The organism is Arthrobacter hankyongi, assembly GCF_022012395.1.
In the GTDB taxonomy this organism is placed as follows: domain Bacteria; phylum Actinomycetota; class Actinomycetes; order Actinomycetales; family Micrococcaceae; genus Crystallibacter; species Crystallibacter hankyongi.
In genome coordinates this window covers 146,567-158,219 of sequence record NZ_JAKLTQ010000003.1, presented here as the reverse complement: position 1 = coordinate 158,219, position 11,653 = coordinate 146,567, and the positions used below count along the sequence as shown (strand labels likewise).

The 11,653-nt window shown below is 66.1% G+C and carries 12 protein-coding genes; 7 read left to right on the top strand and 5 right to left on the bottom strand.

Annotation, left to right across the window (positions count from 1 at the left end; genetic code table 11):
- Window positions 1-235: 235 nt before the first annotated feature.
- On the bottom strand, window positions 236-742 hold the full coding sequence (locus LVY72_RS06970) for an LURP-one-related/scramblase family protein (RefSeq protein WP_237819082.1): 507 nt from the start codon (window positions 740-742) through the stop codon (window positions 236-238).
- Window positions 743-1,216: 474 nt separating this feature from the next.
- On the opposite strand from LVY72_RS06970, the gene LVY72_RS06965 reads away from it, so the two are divergent.
- The 5 genes from LVY72_RS06965 to LVY72_RS24595 all read left to right on the top strand — a co-directional run bounded on the left by LVY72_RS06965 (window position 1,217) and on the right by LVY72_RS24595 (window position 4,234).
- On the top strand, window positions 1,217-1,567 hold the full coding sequence (locus LVY72_RS06965; protein WP_237819079.1) for a PadR family transcriptional regulator: 351 nt from the start codon (window positions 1,217-1,219) through the stop codon (window positions 1,565-1,567).
- 2 nt (window positions 1,568-1,569) lie between these two features.
- The gene (locus LVY72_RS06960) at window positions 1,570-1,938 is read left to right on the top strand and encodes a DUF1048 domain-containing protein (protein ID WP_237819077.1); all 369 of its coding nucleotides are present in this window, start codon (window positions 1,570-1,572) and stop codon (window positions 1,936-1,938) included.
- On the top strand, window positions 1,935-2,768 hold the full coding sequence (locus LVY72_RS06955) for an ABC transporter ATP-binding protein (protein ID WP_237819075.1): 834 nt from the start codon (window positions 1,935-1,937) through the stop codon (window positions 2,766-2,768). The genes LVY72_RS06960 and LVY72_RS06955 overlap by 4 nt, the downstream gene beginning before the upstream one ends.
- The gene (locus LVY72_RS06950) at window positions 2,765-3,529 is read left to right on the top strand and encodes an ABC transporter permease (RefSeq protein ID WP_237819073.1); all 765 of its coding nucleotides are present in this window, start codon (window positions 2,765-2,767) and stop codon (window positions 3,527-3,529) included. Before LVY72_RS06955 ends, LVY72_RS06950 begins: the two co-directional genes overlap by 4 nt.
- Window positions 3,530-3,808: 279 nt before the next feature.
- Window positions 3,809-4,234, top strand: a complete 426-nt coding sequence (locus LVY72_RS24595; RefSeq protein ID WP_308190708.1) for a recombinase family protein — start codon at window positions 3,809-3,811, stop codon at window positions 4,232-4,234.
- Between the two features lie 626 nt (window positions 4,235-4,860).
- On the opposite strand, the gene LVY72_RS06940 is transcribed toward LVY72_RS24595, so the two are convergent.
- From LVY72_RS06940 to LVY72_RS06925, 4 genes are all read right to left on the bottom strand, one after another.
- Window positions 4,861-5,358, bottom strand: a complete 498-nt coding sequence (locus tag LVY72_RS06940) for a hypothetical protein (protein WP_237819071.1) — start codon at window positions 5,356-5,358, stop codon at window positions 4,861-4,863.
- A complete protein-coding gene (locus tag LVY72_RS06935; RefSeq protein WP_237819069.1) occupies window positions 5,355-5,573 on the bottom strand; it encodes a hypothetical protein in 219 nt (72 codons plus the stop codon). Before LVY72_RS06935 ends, LVY72_RS06940 begins: the two co-directional genes overlap by 4 nt.
- Window positions 5,574-6,492: 919 nt before the next feature.
- A complete protein-coding gene (locus LVY72_RS06930; RefSeq protein ID WP_237819067.1) occupies window positions 6,493-7,059 on the bottom strand; it encodes a sulfocyanin-like copper-binding protein in 567 nt (188 codons plus the stop codon).
- On the bottom strand, window positions 7,056-7,307 hold the full coding sequence (locus LVY72_RS06925) for an SHOCT domain-containing protein (RefSeq protein WP_237819065.1): 252 nt from the start codon (window positions 7,305-7,307) through the stop codon (window positions 7,056-7,058). The genes LVY72_RS06930 and LVY72_RS06925 overlap by 4 nt, the downstream gene beginning before the upstream one ends.
- 1,051 nt (window positions 7,308-8,358) lie before the next feature.
- Between LVY72_RS06925 and LVY72_RS06920 the strand changes: the two genes are divergently transcribed.
- Window positions 8,359-8,694 carry a heavy-metal-associated domain-containing protein gene (locus LVY72_RS06920; protein WP_237819062.1) on the top strand — a complete coding sequence of 112 codons (336 nt, stop codon included), beginning with the start codon at window positions 8,359-8,361 and terminating at the stop codon, window positions 8,692-8,694.
- A gap of 220 nt (window positions 8,695-8,914) precedes the next feature.
- Window positions 8,915-11,347 (top strand): heavy metal translocating P-type ATPase, encoded by a 2,433-nt coding sequence (locus LVY72_RS06915; RefSeq protein WP_237819060.1) that lies wholly within the window; start codon window positions 8,915-8,917, stop codon window positions 11,345-11,347.
- Window positions 11,348-11,653: the final 306 nt, after the last annotated feature.

Sequence of the window (11,653 nt, the reverse complement as noted above, 5' to 3'; positions counted from 1 at the left end):
GTGACGGGCCAGGCACCAAGGGAAAGCGATACCCCGGACCCAACATGATGCCGGGATCCGGGTGCGGGCGGGTGTCTGGGCGACAGGCGCAGCTTCCCGCAGACTTAACGATCCTGCCGGACTCTGCTGCCCCTTCGCGAAATCGAAGGGATTCCGAGGAGGGATCGAATCGAGGATCGCAGGTCGCGGCCAGCCGGAATCGGGGTCGGTTCCTGGGTGGGGTTGCCTGAACAGGCTAGGCCAACGAGTCGATGGCGACGGTGATCGCAAGGATGAGCGGGACGTCCTCGCCTTGCACGACTTCGACGCCGTAGGATTCACGCACGCGGAACCATTTCTTGGAGATCGTGGCGACGGTGTGGCCATTGCGCTCGATCTCGTACTCGTGGTCGACGATGTTCCCGTGCGCCTTCATATCATCGCCGTCCTTCACATCGATGGAGAAGCGATCCCGGAGCCCGATCAGCGCCTTGTGGACAGTCGCTGCGGTGTCACCCCCGCGCTCGATGGCAAACTTGTCCCGGACCGAGAACTTGCGCTCCTGGATGCTCGCCACCTCGTTTCCCGAGGCGTCTTCCAGAACGAATGTGTCCCGGACCCGAACCGCCTTGCCATTGACCTTGAAGGCGCGTTGGCCCTGGTCGTCCTCAATCCAGAAGTCATCCCCGATCGACAGCAGTTTCTCGCGCATCTGAAACCGCGCGCCGGTGGGTTCGTCATGCCTGTGCCGTAATAGTCCCATGCCCCGACCCTAGGCCGCGTCGCCGGCCGGTGCTTCACCCAAACCGGATGACCCGGGGCTCATCGAGTCGCCAACCGGTCCGCCCGCCGCGTCCCTCAGGACCTGGAAATTGGACTGGATGAAATACTTCCTCTGACCCGTCATAGCCAGGACGTTGCAGCAGGCACTGTCCTTGCCCGCGACGCAGTGTGTTACCTCTGAACGACGCGCAGACTGGTGTTGTGATCGAGCAGGACCGAAATGCATTCCTAACGAATCCGCTCATCACCACATAGGTGAGCCACTTTCCTCCGGCCGAGCCGTCACTCGCGCCGTGCTCGTTCGCGGGCCCGGTCTTATGGAAACCAATTGACGTGGGGTGTGAGCCGGCGCGACTGAATCCAGACCGAACCCGATTGACCCCTTGTCCCACAGCTATTCAGTGCTACTATCTAGTGGTACTTAGTAAGGCTAGGTAGGTTCGGGAAGGGTTCCATGGCTAAGCAGATGACCGAGATGCTCAAGGGCACGCTCGAGGGCATCGTTCTCGCGATCCTGGCCGTGCAGCCGGCATACGGGTACGAGATCACGGCGCGGCTGCGGGAGCAGGGCTTCTCCGACATCGTCGAAGGCACCGTCTATGCGCTGCTGATCAGGATCGAGCAGCGCGGATTTGTGGACGTGGCGAAGGTCCCCTCCGAGAAAGGGCCCCCGCGCAAGGTCTACTCGATCAACGCGCTGGGCCACGAGTACCTCGAAGAGTTCTGGAGGGCCTGGAACTTCCTCGCGGAACGGATCGAACAGCTCCACCACCATGTCGAACACCCGCATGATGAAAGAGAGTAATCATGGCAGCAAAGTGGATCGAGACCCTCACCGGATCGCTCGAGCAGAAGAAGCAATACAAGCAGGACAAGACCCGCATCGATTCCCTCCCGGAGCCGTACGGAAGTGCTGCGAAAGCGCTGCACCGGTACTTCATGTACTACGGAGGCATCACCGACGGAGAGACCCTCATCACAATGTTCGGCGACTTGGCCGACCTGTGGGAGCGCGCCGCCGCCGACGGCACGCCGGTGCGCGAGATCGTGGGCGATGATCCGGTCGAGTTCGCCGAGACGTTTGCGCAGGCCTACACCGGCAAGCAGTGGATCGACAAGGAGCGTGCCCGCCTGACCAAAGCGATCGAGGATGCGGAGCGGAAGGAGCAGAAATGACCACCGGCCAGGCCCTCGAACCCGCCATCCGAGTGCAGGGCATCGGGAAGTCCTTCAAGGACCTGCACGTGCTGCGGGGCGTTGACCTTGAGGTGGAAGCGGGAAGTATCTTTGCGCTGCTTGGCTCGAATGGTGCGGGCAAGACGACGTTGGTGCGGATCTTGTCGACGCTGCTGAAGGCCGATTCGGGCACCGCCACAGTGCGCGGCTTCGACGTCGGAACCGAGCCCGGCAAGGTGCGCGAGTCGATCAGCCTCACCGGCCAGTTCGCCGCGGTCGATGAAGTGCTCACGGGTCGAGAGAACCTGATGTTGGTCGCCAGGCTTCGTCACCTGAAGAGCCCGGCTGCGATCGCCGATGACCTCCTCATCCGCTTCTCGCTCACTGAAGCTGGCAACCGCAAGGCATCGACGTACTCGGGTGGCATGCGACGCCGGCTCGACATCGCGATGAGCCTGATCGGGAACCCACCGGTCGTCTTCCTTGACGAACCGACAACGGGGCTCGACCCCCAGGCACGGGTCGAGGTGTGGCAGACCATCAAGCAACTCGCCGATGGCGGCACGACCGTGCTGCTCACGACGCAGTACCTTGACGAGGCCGAGCAGCTCGCCGACAGGATCGCGATCCTGCACCGGGGCAAGATCATCCAGGACGGCACCCTTGCCGAACTCAAGCAACTCCTTCCGCCCGCCAAGGTCGACTACGTCGAGAAGCAGCCCTCCCTGGAGGAGGTCTTCATCGCCCTCGTCTCTGAAGCCGGTGAGGCCGGCACCGCCGACGCTGACCGCGTCGACGACAAGGTCGCGGCACGAAAGGAACTCCGATGACTTCCCTCCTGCTCGGCGACACCGGCGTCCTCACTAGCCGCTCGCTGCGCCACATCCTCCGCAGCCCCGACACGATCATCACCACTGCGGTCACCCCGGTCGCGCTGATGCTGTTGTTCGTGTATGTGCTCGGCGGCGCGATCAACACCGGATCCAACCAGTCGTACGTCAACTACCTACTGCCCGGCATCCTGCTCATCACGATCGCATCCGGCATCGCTTACACGGCGTACCGGCTGTTCCTCGACCTGCAGGGCGGTATCTTCGAACGCTTCCAGTCCATGCCGATCGCAAGGTCGAGCGTGCTCTGGGCGCACGTGCTCACCTCCCTGGCCGCAAACCTGGCTTCGGTCGCGATCGTCACCGGCGTCGCCCTGATCATGGGGTTCCGCACCGGAGCATCCGTGGCCGGCTGGCTCGCCGTCGCCGGCATCCTGGTCCTGTTTACCCTCGCACTGACTTGGATCGCCGTGATCGCCGGGCTCTCGGCGAAGACCGTCGACGGCGCAAGCGCGTTCAGCTATCCGCTGATCTTCCTGCCCTTCATCAGCTCAGCGTTCGTGCCCACCAGTTCGATGCCCGCACCAGTCGCATGGTTTGCCGAGAACCAACCCGTGACCTCCATCGTGAACGCCATCCGTGCCCTCTTCACCCGGCAACCCGTCGGCGATGACATCTGGATCGCCCTCGCCTGGCTGGTCGGCATCCTCGTCGCCGCCTATGCGATCGCGACCGCTATCTACCGCCGCAGAATCAGCTGAGGCCGTTCGCCGCTCACGGCTGGAGCTTCCGATACTTCAATCCGAGCGTATCCTCCACGACCCCGCTGGCTGCCGGAATGCCGCGGTCCTGGCCCCTGTCGTGCTACCGATTCCCGCCAGGACTTTAGCGAGCCAGCAGTCTCGTCCGCTTCAACCTGGCCATCCACGGTGGGCACGGGCGATCAAACCGGGGCCCATCCGCCGCCGCATTCGATCCGTGCACGTGGCATGAGGCCCCAATCCCGCTGCCGATGATAGGCATGGGTTGTAGTTCAGGCCGTGACCAAAGGCCGGGCCTGCAGCAGTCTGCGTGAGGGTGACACTCTCGTGGTGTGGAAACTCGACGGCCTCGGACGCAACGTCAAAGATCTTATCCATTTCGTGTGCGAGCTCGGCCGCAGGGGCATCGGATTCGTTAGCCTGACCGAATCCATCGATACCGCCGCTGCGTCCGGGCGGTTCTTCTTCCACGTCATGGCGTCCCTGGCCCAACTGGAACGCGAACTCATGATCGAACGTACCCAGGCGGGGCTGGCGGCAGCCAGGGAACAAGGGCGTGTAGGCGCCCGCAAGAGGCTGATGACCGCCAGCAAGATGGCCGCCGCCAGAAAGCTCCTGGGCCCAGGGCATGTCGGCGAAAGAGGTCGCAGCCAACCTGGGTCCGTCCCGACCCTGTACAGCTGGGTTCCCGCAAGCGCACGTTAGGCCCGTGGCTCCGGCGCGTCCCCGGCCCTAGACCTGTCAGCCTTCCCGTCCTTCGTTCCCTCGGGGAGCCTCGCCGGTACCAGCTCTGTTAGGTCATTGTCAGGGATGCTGCCTACGGCGTCGCATCGGGGCTAGCCGCTCGTAATTGTTGGATCTGACGAGGTGGCGGACCGCGTGCAGACAAGCCTTGCCCCGGCTTGCCTCAAGCCCAAAGCCCGCGATTCGGGATTTCTGCCGCGGGATGAACCGACCGCTGGAATCAATGCTGAGGTTCGATTCTTGGTAGGTTCGGAGCTCTTTCCTGAGCCCCAGCCGCGGCCGACGGCACGGAGAAGGTCGCCTTCGATGTCGATATTGCGTGCTGCGACCATGCGTACGATGAGTACCATTACCTCACTGATGAGCAGCGCCTCCAGCTGCTCCTTCTCGGCGTGCTGGACTGCGGTGTACACCGCGCGGATGGCCAGAGCCAGCCCTGCCGGTGATTCTACAGCTTCGCTCCAGTCGGCATCGCACCCGGCAGGGGCACGGTAGACTGTCACGTCGGTCTTTGGATCATCACTGGCCGTCCGGGATGCCGCCCATGCGGCCGCGGACTCGCCCCGATGGTCAGTACACTGCCAGCTCTAGGGCTGTCGATTCCCGGGAACCCAGCGGAAAGCGGCGAGCCATAGCAGCACGCCCGCCAGTCCGACCATGCCCGGCGCGAGCACCGGGGAGGCGCCAACGGACCCGGTGGCGGCCGCCCACAGCTGCGACACCGCCGACATCGACTCCCACTTGCCGGCATAGTGACCGCTGAGCGGACCGGCGTCCAGGTTCGCGCCGACATGTTCGTAGACACCAAACGCACTGCCCAGTGCGGCTAACACCGCGGTCCCTTGCAGGACCCGCGCGGTTGCCGCGGAGCGCCGCACCAGCCATGCCGCCGCGGCGAGAAGCAGCACGGCCAGGACCGCCCACGGCACGAGCTGGCCCGGGCCCTGCCAGTGGCGCAGCATCGCTAGCTCGGCGCAGGCCCCGAGGGCGGTGCTAACGCCCAGCCACGTCAGGAGACGGCGATAGAGGTTGACCAGCTTCACCGCGTCGGAGCGGGTTCCCACGGTGCTCACCACAACGCTCACTCCACCTTGAGGGCACTGAGCACCCTGCTCAGCTGATCCTGGGAGATGCCATACTTGCCGAGCTCCTGGGTAAGCGTGGGCTCGAGGTTCTCGGCCGTGTAGGGGCCGTACTCCTGGACCTCGTCGGCCCACTTCTCGGGGTTATCCACCCCGGCCGACTGCAGTGCTGCGGTCAGCTCCTCGGTCGTCGCAGTGTTCGGATCGACGGTTTGCACGGAGGTGTTCGCCGACGCAGAGGCTGACGGAGCGGTCGGCGGGTCGGCCGACTGGACGACCGATGGAGATGCCGGCGGAGAGGTGGCGGGGTTGCCCCCTCCCGGACTCGAGCAACCGGTTAGTGCGGCCAGGAGGACGAGGCAAAGGGAGACGATACGCACCGGCACCTTCTTTCATGCGACCCCGGATTAGCAGGCCTGGCCCAAAACGCACAAGGGTCTGGTCCACTGGATCGCTCGTTGGGACCCCGACCTTGCTTTGGCTGGGGAACTTCAGGACTGGGGGCTTTGTTACAAGTGTTCAGCGTGGCGCCGAATCCGACCAAAGCAACGGCCACCACGGTGCGGAGGGAAGCCGGCCCAGGGGTCAGGTTCAGCCCGGACCCCTCCGACGTCTGCCGGACACCGGAAGGCGTGGCCCTAACAGGTGCCTCCAGTGTTCCCGGGCGGACGGCCGGGCGGCAAGGCTTTTCAGGGATATGGGAGAGTCTTCACAGGTGGCGCAAAGGTGCCGCAGGCAATAACGCCACATCCATATGATTTGTATTGCGGGCCGGCACCATACAACAGCACCCGGCCTTGGGGACGGCCAGAGGCCCCACCGTGGACAAGAGGGTGGGACCTTTGGCCGTCCGCTTCAGGAACGTTGTGCCCGATCCGAAAGCCGGGACGGCGTCAGACTACATTCAGAAGCCTGCGGGCCCGACGCGAGGTTACCTAGCTCGAGTTCCTCGTCATCAAGCCACTCCGGGCGGCGGGCCGGATTTGCAGGGCCTTCACCGTGCCGCCCGGACTACGCTGCGGGTTGTGACGCTTCGCGGGGTCTGCGGATAGACATGCCACGTCTGCCACTCGGCCCCGCTCTTGGTCCGCCGGGCGCGCCCTTGCGACTGAGCTTCCGACCGCCCTCCAGATGACGTCAGGTGACGGTGAGCTGCGTGTACATTCCAGCCTGGTAATGGCCGGGAAGGTTGCATACGAGTTCGTAGCGGCCGGCCGGCAGGTTGACCGTCACCCATGCCGCGGTCCGGGGCAGGATCCCCTGGCCTTCGCCTTCGGCACAGGTGGCCGATGCCTCGCCAAGGCTGCCGGCCTCATCGACCTGCCCGTCTCCGCCGATCGGCCGCGTACCGGCAGCCCGGGTGCCGGACAGCGGCAGGATCACCATCTCGTGACTGATTTGGCCGACGTTGGTGACCAGGAAGGTCACCTCACCGTGCGCCACGGTGGCGCGGTCAGCCGCCAGACGCATGCCGCCGCCCATTATCCCGCCTCCCATCATGCGGCCCGCCATGTCCATGGTGGCCACGTTGACGACCGTGCCCGGAAGGTTCGGGATGCTGCACCCACCAGCCGCCGGAAACCCGCGCCATCCCGGACCAGATGCCCCGTGAAACAGGGCAACCGCGGCCAGCGACAAGCCGGTCAGCAGCAGGGTTGCGACAATGCCCAGCAGGATTTGGGCCCGGCCGGAGATCCTGTTCACGGCCTGCGCCTCAACGCAGCCCGGCGGGCGTTCAGCTCCTGCTCGTCGATTTCGCCGCGGGCGAATCGCTCGTTGAGAATACGTTCGGCATCGTCCCAGGACTGTTCATGAGCGCCCCAGCCGGCGTGGCGCGGGCCGCGAATCAGCAGGATCGCCACCGTGACCACGCCTCCCCAGAACAGCAGCATCATCAGGGCCATGGCGATCCAGCCGCCGACGCCCCAGCCTCCGTCCCATCCATACATCATGACCAGGTTTTCCTCTCAGTTCCTTTAGTGCAGGCAGTCCCTCGTCCGGCGGATTAGTGCCGAGGACGGGGACCATGCGACGGGTGGCGCCCAGCAGCCTGGAATGAACCCGTCAACTTAAACTCGGCTTGCAGGACAAGGTGAGCCGGAATGCACAGATCCGCAGCAAGACCAGGCAGCAAGCCCAGGTAATCGGGCGGGCTATGTCGCCCGCCGACCACGGCACGACTGATGGATGACGGCGGAGTTCTCCCGCCGCTGCGATTCCGCGCCTACGTGCGGCTGATCGAGAGTTGGATGAGGGATGGGGCCGCGGCTGCCGTCGAATCCATCAGCAGGCCCGGCGGGGCTGAAGAGTGTCCACAGACGCCAGTGGACACCGGATTGATGCGCGGGGCATCCGCCTTCTGGGCCGCTGGGCGGCCGGGAATCGATTCGTTTATCGCCGGGGGAATAGCAATGGGGCAGCAACTGGGGGTATCACCAGGTGTCTCCGGGCTCCGCAGCGGCGCCCCCTGGCTACTCGTCGGCGGGATCCCCCGCAGGTCACCGATGGCGGCAGGCTCAGGCCCTGCCTGGGCTGATTGCGGGTTTGACACAGTGCCGGCTCCCTCGGCGTGCCCGACATCGGCATGGCCGGTCAGGCAGTTGGAAGCGCCGCCGGCCACCAGCAGGACCAGCGCAAGGGACAGCAGGACGCTTTGCCAAGGTTTCAGCCTCCGAAGCATCCTGGAATGCCCTGCGCGACGGGCGCCGGACCTGCCCGAATCAGCCATCGCATCCAGCCTACCAATGAGGAAACGCCCCGCCCAGAGCATATCCGCCGTGGAAGGCTCCCGGCCGGGCCGTCACGAAATTGGCGCCCTAGGCATCGCCCGACCCTTGACTTATACCCCCTAGGGGTATAAGTTCATTCTTACCGGAACGTGCCGTCTCGGGCCACATGGGGCCCTACGCCATGAAGGTCCCCGCAACGCGGACAAGGCCCGACTCCGAACGTCAGGGCTCCTCCGCACCGCTTCATCGACAAACCATCTTTGAGGAGATCATCATGTGCGGCTCAACGGCCCCGGAAACTTCCCTGAACACCGCCGGCGCGGCAGGCTGTTCCTGCTGCGGGCCGATGCAGCAGGCCGGGCTGCAGATCCAAACGGCCGCCCCGGTCACCACCATCAGGGAGTACCTGGTAGATGGCATGACATGCGGGGGCTGCGCCTCCAGTGTCTCCCGGGCGATCGGCCGAGTCGACGGCGTCAGGGACGTCCAGGTCTCGCTCGTGCCGCGGGGCACCTCAACGGTCACGGTGCACAGCACGGGGCCGGTACCTGCTGAGGCCGTCCGCTCAGCGGTGGCCGAGGCCGGCTACAAACTAGCAGGAAACAACTAGCGGCTCCCAGGTGGCGGTCCGCTGCATGCGGGCCGCCACCACGCCAACCCGCACCGCTGCCGCCCTCACCGCAACTACTCCCGCTCCAACAGGTCCCGGCCCCGACGGAGCACCAAGGACGGCGCAGCAAAAATCCTCCAGCCACGCACATGGCCCGGCCCACTCATCCGGTGGGATGCGGGCAGGACCGGAAGTATCCGGTCCGAAAGGAACAATCCGCATGAATCCGCAAACTCAAACCGCGGTCATGGAAGTAAAGGGCGTCTACTGGGCCTCGTCCAAGGCCGTCGCCGAGTCGGTGTTGTCCCGCCGCCCGGGCGTGCTCAGCGTCGAGGCGAACCCGGTGGCGCAGACCGCCAACGTCACCTTCGACCCCGACCAGACCTCGGTGGCCGACCTCACCCGCTGGGTTCGCGAATGCGGCTACCACTGTGCCGGCCAGTCCGTCCCGGAGCACATCTGCGACCCGATGCACGAGGCGGGCCCTGCACACCAAGAGCCGACCCACGGCACGAGGACCCATGCGGGACACGAGGCCCCTGTCGGTCACGCCGGGCACGGGATGCCGGCGGTTCATGACGCGCAGGACCTCATGGGCCACGGAGGGCACGGCCACGGCATGTCGATGGAGTCCATGGTTCGGGACATGCGGAACCGGTTCCTGGTCGCCGCCATCCTTTCGGTGCCGATCATCCTGTGGTCCCCGATCGGCCGGGAGGTTCTCGGCTTCACGGTCCCGGCGCCGTTCGGCCTGCGCGACGATGTCTTCGCGCTGATCCTGTCCCTGCCGGTGATCTTCTATTCGGCCTGGATCTTCTTCGACGGCGCCTGGCGGGCGCTGAAGGCCCGCACGCTGGACATGATGGTCCTGGTCGCCGTCGGCGTCGGCGCCGGCTGGCTCTACAGCCTCATCGTCACTCTGACCGGAGGCGGCGAAGTCTTCTACGAGGCCGCCACCGTGCTGGCCACCTTCGTGCTGCTGGGCCACTGGTTCGAGATGCGGGCCAGGGGCGGGGCCAATGACGCGGTCCGGACCCTGCTCGAGCTCGCTCCGTTCATGGCCCTGGTTATCCGCGACAGGGAGACCGTGGAGGTTCCTACCGCCGAGGTGATGCCCGGGGACCTGATGCTGGTGCGCCCGGGCTCGAAGGTACCCACCGACGGCGTGGTGGAGGACGGAGAGTCAGAGATTGACGAGTCCATGGTCACCGGCGAAAGCCTGCCCGTATCCAAATCCGTCGGCTCGGAGGTGATCGGCGCGTCGGTGAACACCACCGGCACCCTGCGAGTGCGGGCCACCCGGGTCGGTGCGGACACGGCCTTGGCCCGGATCGTCGCACTGGTCCAGGAGGCCCAGAACTCCAAGGCCCCGGGCCAGCGCCTGGCCGACCGGGCCGCGTTCTGGCTGGTGCTGGTGGCCCTGGTCGGCGGAACCGCGACGTTCCTGGCCTGGTGGCTGGCCGGGGCGGGCGTGGCCCAGGCGATTCTGTTCGCCATCACCGTCGTGGTCATCATCTGCCCCGACGCCCTGGGCCTGGCCACCCCGACGGCGATCATGGTCGGCACCGGGCTGGGTGCCCGGCGCGGAGTGCTGTTCAAGAACGCCACGGCCCTGGAGACCTCTGCCCGCATCGACACCGTCGTGATGGACAAGACCGGCACCCTGACCAGAGGTGAACCCGAGGTCACCGACTTCATCGCCCTCGGCATCGACGAGGACGAACTGCTGGCACTTGTTGCCGCCGTCGAACGCGAATCCGAGCATCCCCTCGCCGCCGCCGTCGTCAGCTACGCCGCCGCCCGCGGCGTCCCGGCAGCCGTTGCCGCGGCTTTCCGGAACGTGCCCGGACACGGCGCCGGGGCCACCGTGAACGGGCGGCAGGTCCTCGTCGGCAACCGCAAGCTGCTGGCGGACCAGGGCATCGACATCGCCCCGGTGGCAGGGCAGCGCGAGGCGCTGGCATCCACCGGCCGCACCGCGGTCCTGGTCTCCGTCGACGGGCGCGCCGCGGGCGTCATCGCCCTGGCCGACGCCGCCCGCGACACGGCCGCCTCCGCCGTGGCCGCCCTGCACGGGGCAGGCATCGAGGTCGTCATGCTCACCGGCGACAACGAGGCCACCGCCCGGCGCATCGCCGGCCAGCTGGGCATCGACACCGTCATCGCCGAGGTGCTGCCTGAGGCCAAGTCCGCCAAGGTTGCCGAACTGCAGGCGATGGGCAAACGGGTCGCCATGGTCGGCGACGGCGTCAACGACGCCCCCGCGCTGGCCCGGGCCGATCTGGGCATCGCCATCGGCGCCGGCACCGACGTGGCCATCGAAACCGCCGACGTGGTCCTGATGCGCTCGGATCCCCTCGATGTGCCGACCGCGCTGCGCATCGGCAAGGGCACCCTGCGCAAAATGCGCCAGAACCTGGGCTGGGCCATCGGCTACAACGTCATCGCCCTGCCCATCGCCGCCGGTGTCTTCTACCCGGCCTTCGGCCTCATGCTCAGCCCCGAAATCGCCGCCATCTCCATGTCCGGCTCCAGTGTCATCGTCGCCGTCAATGCGCTGATGCTCAAGCGCCTGCGCCTGCCCGGACCCGGAGAAGCCACCGGAATCACAAGGAAAACCGAGCCAGCTCCGGAACCAAGCGGTGCCCGGTAGCCGCAGCACGAGTCGGGCCGACGCTCCTGGGGCTGCAGCGGGATTCGGCCGCTGCAGGTAGTGCCGATATTCTGAAATGACCCCGGCCAGGCCACCAAGTTGGAGGGTGGGAGCGACGGTGCACGGCACACCGCCGCGGTTCCCCTGCCCTTCCGCCATCCCCTGGTGGCGTTGCTGGGTCTGGCCGCCATCATCGCGGGCATCCTCGGGATGCACATCCTCAACGGCACCCACCATGGGACGGGACCGGGCATACAAACCGGCTCCGTCACGGCAGCCGCCGACCGCCTTCAAGATGGCCGAGCA

Bases quoted from the DNA above. Each gene is read 5' to 3' on its own strand.
- LVY72_RS06970 (WP_237819082.1), bottom strand. From the start codon at position 742: ATGGGACTATTACGGCACAGGCATGACGAACCCACCGGCGCGCGGTTT.
- LVY72_RS06965 (WP_237819079.1), top strand. From the start codon at position 1,217: ATGGCTAAGCAGATGACCGAGATGCTCAAGGGCACGCTCGAGGGCATC.
- LVY72_RS06960 (WP_237819077.1), top strand. From the start codon at position 1,570: ATGGCAGCAAAGTGGATCGAGACCCTCACCGGATCGCTCGAGCAGAAG.
- LVY72_RS06955 (WP_237819075.1), top strand. From the start codon at position 1,935: ATGACCACCGGCCAGGCCCTCGAACCCGCCATCCGAGTGCAGGGCATC.
- LVY72_RS06950 (WP_237819073.1), top strand. From the start codon at position 2,765: ATGACTTCCCTCCTGCTCGGCGACACCGGCGTCCTCACTAGCCGCTCG.
- LVY72_RS06925 (WP_237819065.1), bottom strand. From the start codon at position 7,307: ATGATGTATGGATGGGACGGAGGCTGGGGCGTCGGCGGCTGGATCGCC.
- LVY72_RS06920 (WP_237819062.1), top strand. From the start codon at position 8,359: ATGTGCGGCTCAACGGCCCCGGAAACTTCCCTGAACACCGCCGGCGCG.
- LVY72_RS06915 (WP_237819060.1), top strand. From the start codon at position 8,915: ATGAATCCGCAAACTCAAACCGCGGTCATGGAAGTAAAGGGCGTCTAC.